This window comes from Thermocrispum agreste DSM 44070 (assembly GCF_000427905.1).
In the GTDB taxonomy this organism is placed as follows: Bacteria; Actinomycetota; Actinomycetes; order Mycobacteriales; family Pseudonocardiaceae; genus Thermocrispum; species Thermocrispum agreste.
The window spans coordinates 244,132-260,208 of the sequence record NZ_ATYX01000008.1; the positions used below are offsets into that span (position 1 = coordinate 244,132).

The 16,077-nt window shown below is 69.7% G+C and carries 15 protein-coding genes; 9 read left to right on the top strand and 6 right to left on the bottom strand.

Going from position 1 to position 16,077, the window contains the following annotated elements; genetic code table 11:
* Nucleotides 1-65 precede the first annotated feature (65 nt).
* A complete protein-coding gene (locus tag YWY_RS0107220) occupies nucleotides 66-962 on the bottom strand; it encodes a hypothetical protein (protein WP_028847058.1) in 897 nt (298 codons plus the stop codon).
* A gap of 125 nt (nucleotides 963-1,087) precedes the next feature.
* The gene (locus tag YWY_RS0107225; protein ID WP_028847059.1) at nucleotides 1,088-1,534 is read right to left on the bottom strand and encodes a hypothetical protein; all 447 of its coding nucleotides are present in this window, start codon (nucleotides 1,532-1,534) and stop codon (nucleotides 1,088-1,090) included.
* A gap of 173 nt (nucleotides 1,535-1,707) precedes the next feature.
* Between YWY_RS0107225 and YWY_RS0107230 the strand changes: the two genes are divergently transcribed.
* Nucleotides 1,708-2,478 (top strand): deoxyribonuclease IV, encoded by a 771-nt coding sequence (locus YWY_RS0107230; RefSeq protein WP_028847060.1) that lies wholly within the window; start codon nucleotides 1,708-1,710, stop codon nucleotides 2,476-2,478.
* On the opposite strand, the gene YWY_RS20760 is transcribed toward YWY_RS0107230, so the two are convergent.
* From YWY_RS20760 to YWY_RS0107245, 3 genes are all read right to left on the bottom strand, one after another.
* Nucleotides 2,436-4,160, bottom strand: coding sequence for a glycosyltransferase family 87 protein (locus YWY_RS20760; protein WP_425426120.1), 1,725 nt, complete (start codon nucleotides 4,158-4,160; stop codon nucleotides 2,436-2,438). The genes YWY_RS0107230 and YWY_RS20760 overlap by 43 nt on opposite strands.
* A 169-nt stretch (nucleotides 4,161-4,329) precedes the next feature.
* Complete coding sequence (locus tag YWY_RS20765; protein ID WP_051309987.1) at nucleotides 4,330-6,852, bottom strand: transglycosylase domain-containing protein; 2,523 nt, start codon at nucleotides 6,850-6,852, stop codon at nucleotides 4,330-4,332.
* Nucleotides 6,853-7,357: 505 nt separating this feature from the next.
* Nucleotides 7,358-7,777 carry a DUF5318 family protein gene (locus YWY_RS0107245; protein WP_028847061.1) on the bottom strand — a complete coding sequence of 140 codons (420 nt, stop codon included), beginning with the start codon at nucleotides 7,775-7,777 and terminating at the stop codon, nucleotides 7,358-7,360.
* A 215-nt stretch (nucleotides 7,778-7,992) separates the two neighbouring features.
* Here YWY_RS0107245 and YWY_RS0107250 point away from each other — a divergent pair, with 215 nt between their 5' ends.
* The 5 genes from YWY_RS0107250 to YWY_RS0107270 all read left to right on the top strand — a co-directional run bounded on the left by YWY_RS0107250 (nucleotide 7,993) and on the right by YWY_RS0107270 (nucleotide 12,786).
* Nucleotides 7,993-8,541 carry a PadR family transcriptional regulator gene (locus tag YWY_RS0107250; protein WP_028847062.1) on the top strand — a complete coding sequence of 183 codons (549 nt, stop codon included), beginning with the start codon at nucleotides 7,993-7,995 and terminating at the stop codon, nucleotides 8,539-8,541.
* Nucleotides 8,542-8,596: 55 nt separating this feature from the next.
* Nucleotides 8,597-9,685, top strand: a complete 1,089-nt coding sequence (locus YWY_RS0107255) for an inositol-3-phosphate synthase (RefSeq protein WP_028847063.1) — start codon at nucleotides 8,597-8,599, stop codon at nucleotides 9,683-9,685.
* A 148-nt stretch (nucleotides 9,686-9,833) separates the two neighbouring features.
* Nucleotides 9,834-10,037, top strand: a complete 204-nt coding sequence (locus YWY_RS0107260; RefSeq protein WP_028847064.1) for a hypothetical protein — start codon at nucleotides 9,834-9,836, stop codon at nucleotides 10,035-10,037.
* A 146-nt stretch (nucleotides 10,038-10,183) separates the two neighbouring features.
* Nucleotides 10,184-10,393, top strand: a complete 210-nt coding sequence (locus YWY_RS0107265; protein WP_028847065.1) for a hypothetical protein — start codon at nucleotides 10,184-10,186, stop codon at nucleotides 10,391-10,393.
* Between the two features lie 287 nt (nucleotides 10,394-10,680).
* Entirely contained in the window at nucleotides 10,681-12,786 is a 2,106-nt protein-coding gene (locus YWY_RS0107270; protein ID WP_028847066.1) for a PhoX family protein, read from the top strand.
* Nucleotides 12,787-12,917: 131 nt separating this feature from the next.
* On the opposite strand, the gene YWY_RS0107275 is transcribed toward YWY_RS0107270, so the two are convergent.
* Nucleotides 12,918-13,457: a hypothetical protein gene (locus YWY_RS0107275; protein WP_156899135.1), complete on the bottom strand. Its 540-nt coding sequence runs from the start codon at nucleotides 13,455-13,457 to the stop codon at nucleotides 12,918-12,920.
* Between the two features lie 117 nt (nucleotides 13,458-13,574).
* On the opposite strand from YWY_RS0107275, the gene purD reads away from it, so the two are divergent.
* From purD to YWY_RS0107290, 3 genes are all read left to right on the top strand, one after another.
* Complete coding sequence (gene purD, locus YWY_RS20770; protein ID WP_038044680.1) at nucleotides 13,575-14,864, top strand: phosphoribosylamine--glycine ligase; 1,290 nt, start codon at nucleotides 13,575-13,577, stop codon at nucleotides 14,862-14,864.
* A 96-nt stretch (nucleotides 14,865-14,960) separates the two neighbouring features.
* Complete coding sequence (locus YWY_RS0107285) at nucleotides 14,961-15,422, top strand: PE domain-containing protein (protein WP_051309990.1); 462 nt, start codon at nucleotides 14,961-14,963, stop codon at nucleotides 15,420-15,422.
* 22 nt (nucleotides 15,423-15,444) lie between these two features.
* The gene (locus YWY_RS0107290; protein WP_028847069.1) at nucleotides 15,445-16,077 is read left to right on the top strand and encodes a DUF3558 domain-containing protein; all 633 of its coding nucleotides are present in this window, start codon (nucleotides 15,445-15,447) and stop codon (nucleotides 16,075-16,077) included.

A 16,077-nucleotide genomic window follows, 5' to 3' on the forward strand; every position in this document is an offset into this window, starting at 1 on the left:
ACCTGAGTAGAGCGAGGCTACTCGGTAGTAACGAACAATCCTGCCACAGGGTACGCGACAGCTGGTTAGTATCCAGCCCCCGAAGCGGACCGGACGACCCAGGTCCGCACCAGGCCGGCGCTCACCCCGGCCAGCGCCAGCACCGCCAGCAGGACGGGCAGCCCGACCTCACCCTCGGCCGCTCCGAGCGCCCTGGCGCTCCCGGCGTTGCGGATGTCCGGGCCGCCCTGGTCGCCCAGCCCGTCATCACCGAGCTGCCCGAACTGCGGTGCGTATTCCGGCTCGTTGCCGTAGCGCAGCCCCGGGACGGCGAACGACGACGGATCGCCGCCGTGGAAACCCAGCGGGCTGGTGTAAGGCAGCGCGCTGCCCGGAACACCGCCACCGGTCCCCCGGGTCGCCTGCTCGGACGGCCGGACCGTCTGCACGGTTCCGGCACGTGCGGACTTCCCTCCGCCGGACGTGGCGGCTGGTCCGCTCGCCGGAGGCGCAGCCGGGTTCTCGGCCGGGCGCTGCGGAACGGTCGGGGACTCCGCCGACGGCGCCTGCCGGGCGCCGGCCGCCGTGCGCAACGTCTCGGTCGTCCCGGTCACCGCACCGGTCACCGGTTCGGTGACCCGCTTCAGCGGCTCCGGCGTCGCCTTGTCGACACCCTTGACCACCTCGTCGGCGGCCCCGGTCACGGTCACCGTCACGCGGCACAGCAACTTCTGCACCAGGCCGACCGTCTTGCTGAGCACGGTGGTGCCTTCCTGGATGACGCCCAGGTCGACGGTGCCCAGGTTGAGGCCGAGCACCGACGTGCTCGCCTTGACGGTGTCTCCGGGCTTGCCGGTGACCGATCCGCCGCAGTGCGTGCTGATCGTCTCCGCTGCCGCGACGGCAGGCATGCCGAAGGCCGCCGAGGCCGTCGCGATGGCCGTCGCCGCCCCGAGCGCTGCCGCTCTCCGCCAGACCCGCATCCGTCTCGCCCCTGCTCGCCGTCGAGTCCTCCCGCAAGGGAAGTCCCGGTCGTGTGCGTTGCCGTTACACCTGTGCCAACGATCCAACTCGCTGGTCGTGACGTGATTCGGACATTACGGCCTGGTCATGGCGCGAGCAACACGTTCCCAGCGAATGGCCGAGAGCCGGCAGGCACGGCCGCGCGGGTGGAACGGCCCACCGCGTTCACCGCCGCGGCAACGTCGTCGACCGCTGCGCAAAGGGCCGCCGACGGCGCGGCGAGGGGGCCTTCGTTCAGCCGGAGCAGCTCGACCGCGTCACCGACCGGCAGATACCGCGCCGGGGTGTCGCCCACGCGCACGGTGGACGACCCCAGCCGGGCGCTGGGCAGGCCGCCCTCCACCAGGAGCGCGTCCGCGTCGACCACCAGCGGCGCGCCGCGCCCGTTCAACAGGGTGGCCGCGCACCTGCCGTGGACCACGTCGGTGTTGCTGTGCCACGCCATCGGCTTCTCCTCGGCATGGGCGGTGCCCCCGATCATGACCACAGCCGACAGCACCGCCAGCGCCGTGCCGAAAAGTCGTCTCACCATGCCTTCCTCACTGACGGTGTACGCACGCGTACTTACCGTGCGTCGTCCTATTCGGCCGGGCCTGCGCCCCGCGGGCGGACCGGCCGGTGCCTGCCGAATTCACTCGAGCGTGTCGTGCCCGGTCCTTCGCATGCAGGTCTCGGACGGTCAGCTGCGAGGGCTAGCCTGCACACATGCGCATCGGTGCTCACGCCAAGGACGACGACCCGTTGAAGGCCATCCGCGAGCGCGGTGCCGAGGTGGTGCAGTTCTTCCTCGCCGACCCGCAGGGCTGGGCGGCCCCCAAGCCGCACCCGCAGGCGGACGAACTGCGCGCCTCGGATGCCGACGTGGTCATCCACGCGCGCTACCTGGTGAATGTCGCCTCGACGAACAACCGCATCCGCATCCCGTCACGCAAGCTCGTCGCGCAGGACGCCAAGATGGCCGCGGAACTCGGCGCTTTCGGGCTGGTCGTGCACGGCGGGCACGTGCCACGGGGTACCGACCCGCAAGTCGGCATCGACAACTGGCGCAAGCTGTTCGAGCGGGCCGCCGACGCGCCGTTCGAGGTGCCGATCCTGGTGGAGAACACCGCGGGCGGCGACGGCGCGCTGGCCAAGGACTTCGACATGCTGGCCAGGCTGTGGGATGCGATCGGGGAGTTCGGCGCCGGGTTCTGCCTGGACACCTGCCACGCGTACGCGGCGGGCTGGGACCTGGAGACCGCCGTCGACAAGGTCAAATCCATCACCGGCCGGATCGACCTGGTGCATCTGAACAACTCGCGCGACGAGTTCGGCTCCGGCCGCGACCGGCATGCCAACGTGGTCGGCGGCGACGGAACCATCGACCCCGAGGTGCTGGCCGGGGTGGCGAAGGAGGCGGGCGCCCCGGTCGTGGTCGAGACGCCAGCCGAGGGTCAGGCCGACGACATCGCGTTCCTGCGCGAGTCCCTGCGCTGACGGCGCCGACCGCCGCGCGGGCGCTCCCGCGAGTTCCCCACCGGCAGCACGCGCACGTCCCGCGCCCCGTCGAGCACACCACCCGCCGGGTCGTCGTCCCCGTTGCGGCGAACCAGATCCCGGTGCGGGTGGTAGATCTGGTAGACGATCACCGCACACAACCCCAGCACCGCCAGATCCCGCACCACCACGGCGCCGAGGAACCATTCCTGCGGCAGGCCCTTGTTGTCGGTGCCGAGGTAGTAGAACATGCGCGGTACCCACACCGCCGCGTCGATCGCCATCCACCCGAGCAGCAACCGCCAGTGCGGCACGGCCAGCGCGGCCAGCGGCACCAGCCACAACGAGTACTGCGGGCTCCACACCTTGGTGGTGAGCAGGAACGCCGCCACCACCAAGAAGCACAGCTGAGCCAGCCGTGGCCGCTTCGGTGCCGACAACGCCACGTAGGCGATCGCCGCGCAGCAGAGCACGAAGACGATCCCGGTGAAGGCGTTGAGCTTCACCGGCACCTCGCCGGCGGCCAGCTGCCCGTCGAACCCCGGCCAGCCGGTCAGCGAGCTGATCACGTTGTAGATCGAGTCGGGGTCCATGCCCCGTTCGATGTTGAGCCGCAGAAACTCGCGCCAGCCGCGCGGGTAGAGCAGCGCCAGCGGCAGGTTGATCAGCACCACGGTGAACGCGGCGGTCAGACCGGTCGCGCGCCAGGTGCGAAGCTTCCCGGTCCGGATGCACAGCACCAGCAGCGGCCCGAGCACAAGCAGCGGGTACAGCTTGATCGCCCCGCCCACGCCGATGAGCACCCCGGCCAGCATCGGACGCCGCCGCGACCAGGCCAGGATCGCCGCCGCGGTGGCCGCCGTGGCCAGCGCGTCGAAGCTCGTGTACGCGTGCACGAGCACCAGCGGCGAGATGGCCACCAGCACCGCGTCCCACGGTCGCCTCCGCGCGGTCTGCGCCACCGCCCACACCGTGGTCAGCCACGCGAACGCCAGGAACAGCGCGCTGATGTTGAAGTACACCGCGACCGGGATGGCCCCGGGCAGGAACCCGGCGTCGGCTCCGGACAGCCACAGGTCGGTGAGCTGGGCGTTGACCCACTGGAACAACCCGGTCAACGGCGGGTACTCCATGAACCGCAACTCGTCGCCCGGGCTCAAGCTCACCGTGCGCCCGCCGGGCAACCGCAGCTGGTCGTCCGGCAGCACCTGGATGCGCTCGCCCGGCTGGAGCTGGAACATCTCGCCCGCCGCATCCAGCGCGGTCACCGGACCGTCGGTGCCCGCGATCCGGTACGTGTCCGCACCGTCGGCCAGCAGGGTCAGGCTCGCCTGGCTGCCGCCCGGCGTGCTCAGCTCCAGCCAGCCGTCACGGTAGACGAAGAAGTCGTCCCGGTTGAGCCGCTCCGCCCCGTAGAGCGGAACGATGTCGGAGTAGCACATCGCCACGTAGGGCCTGCCGGACCGCCAGTCCAGCCCGAGCGTGCCGTCCTCGCGCTCCAGCTGCTGGATGCACGCGGCCTTGCCGAACCAGCCGAACATCAACGCCACCACGGCCAGCAGCAACGCCACCCGCAGCGGGCTGAAGAACCAGTGCGTGCCGACCGCGGCGTGCCTGCCGAGCGGGCCACCGATCGGCCTGCTCGCCTTCGCCGCCAGCGGATCGGTCCAGGTCGGTATCACCCGCCTGGTGCCTTCCAGCGACACCTGACGTGGTCGTTCCGGCGGTAAGCCCGCCGCCCTGGCGCGGGCACGCTGCCTCCGCTTGCTGCCGAGCCCCGACTCCTCGCGCACTCCCGCACCCTAAAGCCTGCGGGATCGACCTGCCGTCAACGTCCCGGCAACACCGGCGTCACGCGGCGTTCAGTCCCCGCTCGGATTCGGGGTTGTCCCCACCGGGCGGCGGCGGGTCGTCCGGCTGGCAGAACGGCGGGCACGGCACCGTGGGATCCGTCGGCGAGGGCTCCGGGCTGGAGGGCGGAGGCTCCTGCTGCGACGGCGGCCCCTGCGGCGGCCTCGGCCGCTCCGGACGGCTGTGCTCCGGCTTCTCCTGCTCCGGCTCTTCCTCTTCCTCCTCGTCCGGCGTGTTCTCCGGCTCCGGAGGAGGAGGCGCCGCCTCGCCGATCACCTCGACCTCGTCGAACGGCAGGTTCTCCAGCTTCTCGTGGTAGGCGTCCATGAACTTCTGCCAGATCTCGCCGGGCAGGCCCCGCCCGTAGATGATCCTGCCGTCCTTGTTCTTGATCGGGTTCAGCGCCGAGTCACCGACCCACACCGCGGTGGACAGCTGGCGCGAGTAGCCGACCATCCACGCCTGCGAGTTCTGGTCCGAGTACGGCTCCCTGGCCTCGTGGGTGCCGGTCTTGCCCGCGCACGCCCGGCCGTTGGCACACTCCAGGCCGGAGTAGGACAGCACCGGCTCCAGCGTCATGGTGACGTTGCCCGCGATCTGCTTGCTCTTCTCCTCGTTCGGGTCGAACGCGGGCTTGCCCTTGGACTTGTCGTGCGCCTGGTACACCACTTCGCCGTCCGGCGTGGTGATCTTCGAGACGAAGTGCGCGTCGCGCTGGATCCCCTGCGCGGCGAACGTCGCGTACGCGGCCGCCATGTCCTTCGGGCTGATCATGTTGTCCCCACCGCCGATGGCGATGTTGACCGACGTCTCGCTCAGCTTCGAGGTGTTCTGCACCCCGGCTTCCTTGAGCGCCTGGACCACCCCGGACGGCTTCACCTCGTTGACGACGATGTCGTAGAAGACCGTGTTGATCGACCTCTCCATCGCCTCCTTGACCGTGCACGGCATCGGGCACTGCACGTTCTCGGAGTTGCGGATCTCCACCCCGACGCCGGGGAAGGTCCGCGGCGAGCTGCCGTCGTAGGCGGCGTAGGGGCCCTTGCCCTGCTTCAGCAGCGGAACGAAGTCGAACGGCTTGATCGCCGACCCGGGGTTGCGCGGCGTGTTGGCCCAGTCCACCTGGTCGGACTTGTCGTTCTCACCGCCGTAGTAGGCCTTCACCCCGCCTGTGTTCGGGTCGATGGCCACCAGCGCTTCGCGCAGGTTCTTCGGCTGGTCCTTCATCACCTCGCGCACGGTCTGCTCGGCCAGCGCCTGCGCGCGCTTGTTGATCGTGGTGTAGATCTTGTAGCCCTCGAGCCGAACCTTGTCCTCGGTGAAGCCGAGCGCGTTCAGCTCCTGTCGGATGCGCTCCTTGATGAAGAACCGCGGGCCAGTGAAGCCCTTGATCCGCCGCTCGCCGGAGACGATCTTCGGGAACTCGGCCTCGGCCGCCTGCTCCGGCGTCAGCCAGCCGTTCTCCTTCATCTGGCCGATGACGTAGTTCCACCGCCGCTCGGCGTACTCCCGGTTGTCGCCCCGGCTGGGCGCCTGGATGATGCCCGCCAGGTACGCGGCCTGGGACGGATTGAGCTTGTCCACGTCCTTGCCGAAGTAGGCCTGGGCGGCCGCCTGGACGCCGTACGCACCGCGCCCGAAGTAGATCGTGTTCAGGTAGGCGGTGATGATCTCGGACTTGGAGAGCTCGTTGCTCATCTTGAAGGCCTTGACGAGCTCCGTCCATTTCCGGGTCAGCGAGTAGTCGTCGTACCCGGTGGCCTGCTTGATGTACTGCTGGGTGATCGTCGACCCGCCGCCGACACCGCCGGTCAGCTGGTTACGCACGGCGCGCAGGATGCCCATGATGTCGAAACCCGAGTTGGTCTCGAACGTCTCGTCCTCCGCGGCGTAGACGGCCTTCTTCACCACTTCCGGGATCTGCTCCGGCTTGAGGATGACCCGGTTGCCGTCCTGCGAGTCGCGGCCCAGCAACGTGGTGCCGTCGGAGAAGTAGTAGTTGACCGTCTTCGACTGCGCGGCGATGATCTCCGCCGGCTTCGGGATGTCCACCAGGAAATAGGTGATGGCGAACGCCACGATGGGCACCACGACGAACACGCCGACGAAGCCGAACGCGAGCCTTTTGATCAACCGCCGCCTGCGCTGCTTGCGGGTCAGCTGCGGCTTGCCGTCACCCTCGTCGGCGTCGTCGGCGTCCGGCTCTGCACCGGCGGACTCGGCGACCATGGCGTTGATTCTGTCCTCGCCCGCCGGATCGTGCTGCTCGAAACCGCTGTCGTGATAGCGGTGGGTGAGCAGTTCCGGCTCCCTGGACGGGGCGATCCGGTAGTCCGCCTCGTCGATCGGCAGCAGCGTCTCGGTGGGACCGTCCGGATGAGCAGGCGACGGCCTGCGGGACGCGGCGGCGTAACCGGCCGCGGCACCGGCGGCAGCCCCTGCGGCAGCGGGACCTGCTTGCCGCGCGGGCGCTCCTTGTGGCTTGCGCGTGGCGTCGTCACGGCGCGGCGGCCTGCGCCGCATCGCGTTCGGGTCACGCGGCCGCTCCTGCCGCGGCGCGCTCGGCTCTCCCGCACGCGGCCGCCGTGCAGCCCGAGGATCGCGGACGGCTCCTGCCCGGCCTGCGCCCGGCTGGCCCGCGGCGCCCGCACCCGGCGCGGCTCGGCGGGCCGTACCCGGGTCACGCGCGGTGCGGCCGCGCTGCGCGTCGCGGCCCGGCGTACGGCGGGGGTCCGGCTGACCGGCGCCGCCTGCCGGGGGCTGCGCGGCACGCCGCTGTACCGGCTGCTGGTGGCGGGGCTGGCCGGTCGCCGGGCGACGGCCGCCCGGGGCGCCCGATTGCCGTGGCTGGGGCCGCTGCCGTGCCGGGTCGCCGGACGACGGCCACTGCGGATCCCGGTCGGCGACCGGCCATCGGGGCTGCCTGGAGGAAGGCCACTCAGGGCGGCGATGGTCGCTCACAGCTCGACCTCCCGGGCGCAGACGTCAACGCGGGTGAGCCAACCCTGCGCGGAGCGGGTGGACAGTGTCACGGGGCGGCAGACTTTCGTGATCGGGGACGGGACCTGGGCGCGCCGGTTCCGGGCTCGCCCGTGCCCAGAACGTAAGACATGGCCAAATGGTTCCACCCGCACGCGTGGCACACCTCCACCACGTAGACGGTGAACTCGGCGAAGAGGTTCGCCATTCGCTCGAGTTCGGCCGAGTTCCGGGCCGAACCGGACGCCATTCCAAGCTCGTCACCATACACCCAGGCCACCAGCGCCAGCTGCGATTTGCCGCACACCGGGCAGTCGTGCTCGGCCGGCTCGCCGTGGAAGCGCGCCGCCTGCCGCAGGTACGGGCCGGCGTCGCAGACGTCCTCGCGGGTCAGGAACCCAGCGCGATAGCGCCGCAGCACGGCCAATCGCTGCAGCCCGTAGTCGACGATCTGACGCTGGTTTCGCACCGTCCTCCTCATTTCGGGCGGTTGTGCCCAGCGTAGAAGACAGTCTCCGTCCGGTCACAGCCCCAACCTCGTACTGCACCCTCGATCGCGCCGTTTGCCCAGTTCACACGTTCGATGGTGGCACTCGATGTATCGGACCGATATACTGGCCTGGCATATCCGGCCGAGACGTCCGTATCGATCGTCGCGGCGTTGAGTTCGTCGGGGAGGTGCTCGTGCTCGAGTTCGCGATCCTCGGGCTGTTGCACGAGGCACCGATGCACGGGTACGTGCTGCGCAAGCGGCTGCACGAGACCCTGGGCACGTTCCGCACCTTCTCCTACGGCTCGCTCTACCCCACGCTGCGCCGGATGCAGAAGGCCGGCTGGATCGTCGAGGAGGACGATCCGCCCGACAAGGACGGTCGGGCGTGGGGGCGCCGAGCGCGCCGGGTGTACAAGCTCACCGCGGAAGGCAAGGAGCGCTTTGCCGACCTGGTGGCCGATGCCGGCCCGCAGACCTGGGAAGACGAAGGGTTCGGCGTTCACCTGGCGTTTTTCTCGCGTACGCCGCGCGACGTGCGTATGCGGATCCTCGAAGGTCGGCGTCGCCGGGTCGAGGAACGGCGCGAAGGGTTACGAGCCGCGCTCAGTCGCGCCGAGGAGCGAATAGATCGATACACCCGGGAATTGCACCGGCTCGGCCTGGAGAGCACGGAACGAGAGGTGCGCTGGCTCAACGAGCTGATAGCGCACGAGCAAGCCGAGCAGCGCGACAGCGACTGACCCGGCTCGCTCCGAATTCCATTCGCTCACCCGATAGCACTAAGGAGATACCGGCATGGGCAAGAACCGAAGTGTGCGCGTGGCAATCGTGGGCGTTGGCAACTGTGCCGCGTCCTTGGTGCAGGGCGTGCACTACTACCGCGATGCGGACCCGGAGACCCGTGTCCCGGGCCTGATGCACGTGGACTTTGGTGGCTACCACGTCGGCGACGTCGAGTTCGTTGCGGCGTTCGACGTCGATGCGAAGAAGGTGGGCCGCGACTTGGCGGAAGCCATCGTCGCCAGCGAGAACAACACCATCAAGATCACCGACGTGCCGCCGCTGGACGTGCAGGTGCAGCGCGGTCACACGCTCGACGGCCTTGGCCAGTACTACCGGGACACCATCACCGAGTCCGACGAGGAACCGGTGGACGTGGTCAAGGTGCTGCGCGAGACCGAGGCGGACGTGCTGGTCTCCTACCTGCCGGTGGGCTCGGAGGACGCGGACCGCTACTACGCCCAGTGCGCCCTCGACGCCGGGGTGGCGTTCGTCAACGCGCTGCCGGTGTTCATCGCCTCCGACCCGGAGTGGGCGCAGAAGTTCACCGACGCGGGCGTGCCGATCGTGGGTGACGACATCAAGTCGCAGGTGGGCGCCACCATCACCCACCGGGTGCTGGCCAAGCTGTTCGAGGATCGCGGCGTCGAGCTGCAGCGCACCTACCAGCTGAACTTCGGCGGCAACATGGACTTCATGAACATGCTGGAGAGGTCCCGGTTGCAGTCGAAGAAGATCTCCAAGACGCAGTCGGTCACCTCGCAGATCCCGCACGAGATGGCCAAGGCGGACGTGCACATCGGTCCGTCCGACTACGTGCCGTGGCTGGACGACCGCAAGTGGGCCTACGTCCGGCTGGAGGGCCGTGCCTTCGGTGACGTGCCGCTGAACCTGGAGTACAAGCTCGAGGTGTGGGACTCGCCGAACTCGGCGGGCATCATCATCGACGCCATCCGTGCCGCCAAGATCGCCAAGGACCGCGGCATCGGCGGGCCGATCCTGTCCGCGTCCTCCTACTTCATGAAGTCGCCGCCGGTGCAGTACAGCGACGACGAGGCTCGCGAGGCCGTGGAGAAGTTCATCCGCGGCGAGATCGAGCGGTGACAGTTCGTCACCCTGGCCGCCCGGCGTGTGCCCCCGCGCACGCCGGGCGGTTCCTTTTCGACCGGCGATGTTCTTTTCTTGCGCTCTGCCTTCTCGTCCGGTGATCCGTTCATGCCCGCCACCGCGTGTGATGGTCATGACACGAAAAATGAACCCTCGCCCCAGCAAGCACATCGGCAAGGCGATCGCCCGGGTGGTACTGGCCGGCGCGGCCGCGCTGACCCTGGCAGGCGCCCTCGGGGCCGGGACGGCGGCCGCCGACATCCGGCCCCAGCACCCGGCCTGCCCGGACTACCCGGCCAGCCCGGTGCTGCCGCCCACCGGCGAGCACTGGGTCCGGCCACTGCCGTGATACGGAACTGATTCCTTGCCCAGCGGGCAGGCCGCGACGACCTCGCGCCCTGCCCGCTGCTTGGTTGCTGTGATCTTTCACGCACTCCTGCCATCCCCGGTGAACTGTTCACATGATCACACCGTGTCAGTGGCATGGCGCACTAGGTGAACACCAACCGCAGCAAGAAGATGATCGTCGGCGAGGCCGCCCGCGTCGTGCTGACCGGCGCGGCCGCACTCGCCCTGGCCGGAGCCTTCGGCGCCGGGACGGCCGCCGCCGCCCCGGCCGACTGGATTCCCGTGCAGCCGGTCAGCCCGGCGCTCCCGGTAGCGCCGAGCACCCCGGGCATTCCCTCGGTCCCGTCGCTGCCGTGAATCACAAGTGACTCCCTTGCCCAGCGGGCAGGCCGGCGTACCCCGCGCGGCCTGCCCGCTGTCTTTTCTCACCCCACCTCCTCACTCCGCCGCGCCGGCCCTCCCGGACGCTCGCGTGCCACTCCCGGCGGTGAACAAGCGGACGAAATTGTCATTCGAATGCCGGTTGCCGGAAATTCGCCGGTCGAGCAGACTGTTCGCGCGAAATTCACCAAAAGGTGGTCTGGACCATACGGTCAACGCATAGCGTCACGTCGTTCCCGTCCGACCTGCCAAGGGAGGCCCGGATGTCCACCCCATCTCAGCGACGCCTACTGCCCCTGCTGACCAGGTACCCGCTCGGCAGGCAGCGGGTGACCTGCACCTACCGGTGCGGTGACCAGTGCTTTCACCCGGCGCCGAACACCACGGACAACGAGTACTTCGGTGAGGTGCTGACCAAGGTGCTGTCCAGGCGTGGCGCGCTGCGCTCCGGCGCGGTGGTCGCGGCCGCGGGCACCGGGGCGGCGCTGCTGTCCGGCACCGCGGCCGCCGCACCCGCCGACCGGCACCGTCCCGGCAAGCCGGGAAAGCCCGGCAGGCCCGCCCCCGGCACCGACTTCGAACCGGTGGAGCCGAACACCCTTGACGAAGTGGTGGTGCCGAAGGGGTACCGCCAGCACGTGGTGATCCGCTGGGGCGACCCGGTGCTGGCGGGCGCGCCGGAGTTCGACTTCGACAACCAGACGGCCGCCGCGCAGGTCAAGCAGTTCGGCTTCAACTGCGACTACTGCACGCTGGTGCCGCTGCCCGGTGACCCGCACCGGTGGCTGATGGTCAACAACCACGAGTACACCACCGAGGAGTTCATGTTCACCGGGTACGACCCGGAGAACCCCACCGAGGAGCAGGTCAAGATCGGCTGGGCGGCGCACGGCATGTCCGTCGTGCTGCTCGAGACCGACAAGCGCACCGGCGCGCTGCGGCAGGCTCCGGTGTCGTCGCCGAAGGCCCGCAAGTACAACCGGCGCGTCACGCTGCACACGCCGTTCACCGTCCAGGGACCGGCCCGCGGGTCGAAGTACCTGCGGACCAACGCCGACCCGAGCGGCACCACGGTGTTCGGCACCATGAACAACTGCTCCGGCGGTCACACGCCGTGGGGCACGATCCTGTCCGGCGAGGAGAACATCCACCAGTACTTCGCCTACGCCGACCAGGCCCCCGACGACAAGACCAGGGAACGGTACGCGCGATACGGCATCAACACCGGCGCCAGCCACCGCAAGTGGGAGCGGTACGACGAGCGGTTCGACCTGACCAAGGAGCCGAACGAGCCCAACCGGTTCGGCTACATCGTGGAGATCGACCCGCTGGAGCCGGACTCGACGCCGATCAAGCACACCGCGCTGGGCCGGTTCAAGCACGAGGGCGCCAACCTCATCGTCACCCCGGACCGGCGGGTGGTCGCCTACATGGGCGACGACGAACGGTTCGAGTACCTGTACAAGTTCGTCTCCGACGGCCGGATGAAGCCGGGCATGAGCAAGCGGGCGCGCGAACACAACAAGCGGTTGCTCGACTCCGGCAAGCTCTACGTGGCCAAGTTCCGCGGGGACAGCCCGGCCGAGGAGATCGACGGCAGCGGCAAGCTGCCCTCCGACGGCGAGTTCGACGGCACCGGCGAGTGGATCCTGCTGGCGCACAACGACAAGTCGTACGTACCGGGGTTCACCGCCGATGAGGTCTACGTGTTCACGCGCATGGCGGCGGACGCCGTCGGCGCGACCAAGATGGACCGTCCCGAGGACGTCGAGCCGAATCTCAAGACGCGCCGGGTCTACGCCGCGCTGACCAACAACTCCGAGCGGGGCGCCGAGGGCAAGGCGGGCCCCGACGAAGTCAACCCGCGGGTGAAAAACAAGCACGGCCAGGTGCTCGAGCTGATGGAGGACCGCAACGACAACACCTCCACCACGTTCACCTGGCGGCTGCTGCTGGTCTGCGGCGACCCGAACGATCCGAGCACCTACTTCGCCGGCTACGACAAGTCGCAGGTCAGCCCGATCTCCTGCCCGGACAACGTGGCGTTCGACAGCTACGGGAACCTGTGGGTCACCACCGACGGCAACGCGCTGGGCAGCAACGACGGCCTGTTCGCCGTGCCGCTGGAAGGCAAGGAGCGCGGGCACGTCAAGCAGTTCCTGACCGTGCCGCCGGGAGCGGAGACCTGCGGTCCGGTGATCACCAAGGATTTCGTGCTGGTCTCGGTGCAACATCCCGGTGAGGTGGACGGCCACAGCGCGGACAACCCCGCGTCGCACTGGCCGGACGGCGGGTCGTCACAGCCGCGGCCTGCGGTGGTGGCCGTCTACAACCCGCACGGCAGCATCGGCAAACCACGCGGACGCTGACCGGCGGCCTCGAGCCCGGTACGGTCCTCGCACGACGAGGCCCCTTGGCATCCGGCACGACCCGGACGGCCAAGGGGCCCTCGTCTTGTCGTCGTCCTTGTCGTGGTCCCGTGCCGGGTGCGGGCAGGTGCTCAGCCGACGTAGTCGATCTTCCAGGTGCCGCCGCTGCGGACCAGGTTGTAGGAGTCGGTGGCCGAGGCCTTGGTGTGGTTGCGCTTGGCGATCAGTTTGTGGCTGACGATGGCTTCGCGGCCTTTGACCCGCACGTCTTCCGGCGCCACCTTCAGTGCGGACATCTTGGCGCCGTTCAGCTGCTCGTGCGTGTACTCCACGCCTTCGGCACAGTTCGACGCTCCGGGGTTCATCGCGTAGACGTCCCGCAGCGTGCTGGTCAGCAGGGCGCACGCCCGCTTGCCGTCGCCGCGGTCCACCGCCCGATGGAAGTCGTCGATGACGCGCACGACCTTCTCCCGGTCGCGCTGCTTACTGTCGACTGTCTTGTTCTGGACCTGTTTGACAGGATCGGCGGCCGCGGCGGCTTCTCCGGAGTCGGCCGCGGTCCGCGCACCATCCGGCTGTTCCGCCGCGCCACACGCGGTCAGCACGCCTGCGATCCCCGCCACGACGGCGAGCCCGATGGCTGGTCCGGTCCTTCGCTGTGAAGTAGACATCGCCAACCAGTGAACCACGACAACCGTTCTGACCTGGGCCGATCGTGACACGGGGCATACCGGCCGGTAACCATGCCCACGCCAGGGACCGGCCCGTCGCCCGCTACGCTGCACGTCGTGCGCGTATTGGTAATCGGCTCCGGAGCCCGCGAACACGCGTTGGTGTTGGCCGCATCGCACGATCCCGCCGTCACCGCTCTGGCATGTGCGCCGGGCAACGCCGGGACCGCCGCGATCTCCGAACAGCTCCCGGTGGATGCCACCGATCCCGCAGCGGTGACCGCACTTGCCAGGGAATGGCGGGCCGACCTGGTGGTCATCGGCCCGGAAGCACCGCTGGTCAACGGCGTCGCCGACGCGGTGCGCGCGGCCGGCATCGCATGCTTCGGGCCCAGCGCCGCAGCCGCCCGCATCGAGGGCTCGAAGGCCTTCGCCAAGGAGGTCATGCGCGCCGCGGGCGTTCCGACCGCCCACAGCGAAGTCGTCGACAACCCCGCGCACATCGACGCCGCGCTCGACCGGTTCGGCCCCATCTGGGTGGTCAAGGACGACGGGCTGGCCGCAGGCAAGGGCGTGGTCGTCACCGACGATCTGGCCAAAGCCCGTGCGTACGCGGTCACGCTGCTCGACGGCGGGCATCGTGTGGTGCTGGAGTCCTACCTGGACGGCCCGGAAGCCTCGCTGTTCTGCCTGGTCGACGGCACCACGGTGCGTCCGCTGCTGCCCGCGCAGGACTTCAAGCGGGTCGGCGACGGCGACACCGGGCCGAACACCGGCGGCATGGGCGCCTACGCGCCGCTGCCGTGGGCACCGGACGGGCTGGTCGACGACATCGTGGCGCGCATCGTCCAGCCCACGGTCGACGAGCTCGCCAACCGCGGCACCCCGTTCACCGGCCTGCTGTACGCCGGGCTGGCGCTGACCGCCGACGGGCCGCACGTGGTCGAGTTCAACTGCCGGTTCGGCGACCCGGAAACGCAGGCCGTGCTCGCGCTGCTGGAGTCCCCGCTGGCGACGTTGCTGCACGCCACGGCCACCGGGAAGCTGGCAGAGCAGCCCCCGTTGCAGTGGGCACCGGGAGCGGCCGTCACCGTCGTGCTGGCCGCCGAGGGCTACCCGGGCCGTCCCCGCGTGGACGACGTGATCACCGGCGCGGACGCCCCGGGCGTGCTGCACGCGGGCACCCGTCGTGCCGAGGACGGGTCGGTGCGGTCCTCCGGTGGCCGGGTCCTGTCGGTGGTGGGCACCGGGGAGGACCTGGAAGCCGCCAGGACAAACGCGTACCAGCTGCTACGTTCGGTGCATCTGCCCGGCGGCCACCACCGCACCGACATCGCGCTTGCTGCGGCCCGCGGCGAGGTCACCGTCCCCGGTGGCGACCAGGCACAGGCCGCGGCAAACGGATAGTTCCCGGCGAAACCGGACCGCTGAGCTTCCCCGAGTTGGTAGCCTGCCCAGAAGCGACTACTGACACGGACCGTGAGCACGGGGGTGCGAGCAGCAATGGTCAGCTCAGCGGGGGGAGCGACGAGCTCGGCAGGCGGCGCGACGGGCTCGGAGACCGGCCCGCCGGACACCACCGGTGACGCCGGTTCCGGTATCGGCAACGACGCTCGCTCGGTAGCCGTCGACGTAGCCGCCGGGGTGCGTATCACGGTCGAGCCCCAGCAGATCCTCGAGGCGGCCAAGCTCGTCGTCGAGCAGGCGGACGCACTGAGCGACGCCCTGCTGCGGCACGGCCCGCTGATGCGCGTCGGCCCGCCATCGGAGAACGCGGTGAGCAAAGCCGTCGCGGACGCCTGGAACAGCGTGATCGTCGACGGGGACGAGTCGTATCTGGCGCGGGTCAAGCAGTACCTCGCCGAGCTGCGTCAGCTGCAGAAGCAGCTGCGGGAAGCGGCCGAGCGGTACCAGCTCGACGACGACGAGATCGCCGCGGCGTTTGGTGAACGACGTGCCGACTAGGCAACGCGCAGCACGCTTCACCGTGCCCGGGTCGTTGCCGGCGCGCGCCGCCGCGCTGGCAGCCTTGGCGTGCGCAGCAGTGGCGTGCACGCCGACGGAAGGCACCGGATCCCCGCTGTCCGAGCCCAGCGAGGGCGCCGGACCACCGGCGGAGGCGCAATTGCCCGGCCGCCCCGCCGAGCTCCCGCTCGACACGGTGGATCCCTGCACGTTGTTCTCCAAGTCGGCGTTGCGCGGCCTGTCCATCGACCGTGACCCGCGAGCAGGCACGGCCGACGGCATGCGTACCTGCACGCTGCACCAGCAGAGCGAGCAACCGATGTACGACGTGCTGGTCACGGCTTACCCCGACGCCGGCGTGGAGACCTGGATCTCCGGCCGCACGGCCCGCCCGGGAGCGGCGGCGGTGCAGCAAAGGGTGATCGACGGGTTCCCCGCCGTGCGCATGACGCCGAGTGAGCAGGCGCCCGGCGAGTGCGATGTGGCCGTCGGCGTCGCGGAGAGCCAGTCGTTGCATGTCCGGGTCAGCGCCTACCCGAGCACACAGTCCTCCGAAGAGCGGTCCGAGGAACCGGACGCCGAGCACCCGCAAGCATGCGAGATCGCCGAGCAGGCAGCCGCCGCGGCGGTCGCCGCGCTACGCGAGAAGGGGTAA

Bases quoted from the DNA above. Each gene is read 5' to 3' on its own strand.
- YWY_RS0107270 (WP_028847066.1), top strand. From the start codon at position 10,681: ATGTCCACCCCATCTCAGCGACGCCTACTGCCCCTGCTGACCAGGTAC.
- YWY_RS0107275 (WP_156899135.1), bottom strand. From the start codon at position 13,457: ATGTCTACTTCACAGCGAAGGACCGGACCAGCCATCGGGCTCGCCGTC.
- YWY_RS0107260 (WP_028847064.1), top strand. From the start codon at position 9,834: ATGAACCCTCGCCCCAGCAAGCACATCGGCAAGGCGATCGCCCGGGTG.
- YWY_RS0107255 (WP_028847063.1), top strand. From the start codon at position 8,597: ATGGGCAAGAACCGAAGTGTGCGCGTGGCAATCGTGGGCGTTGGCAAC.
- YWY_RS20765 (WP_051309987.1), bottom strand. From the start codon at position 6,852: ATGCGGCGCAGGCCGCCGCGCCGTGACGACGCCACGCGCAAGCCACAA.
- YWY_RS0107230 (WP_028847060.1), top strand. From the start codon at position 1,708: ATGCGCATCGGTGCTCACGCCAAGGACGACGACCCGTTGAAGGCCATC.
- YWY_RS0107285 (WP_051309990.1), top strand. From the start codon at position 14,961: ATGGTCAGCTCAGCGGGGGGAGCGACGAGCTCGGCAGGCGGCGCGACG.
- YWY_RS0107220 (WP_028847058.1), bottom strand. From the start codon at position 962: ATGCGGGTCTGGCGGAGAGCGGCAGCGCTCGGGGCGGCGACGGCCATC.
- YWY_RS0107225 (WP_028847059.1), bottom strand. From the start codon at position 1,534: ATGGTGAGACGACTTTTCGGCACGGCGCTGGCGGTGCTGTCGGCTGTG.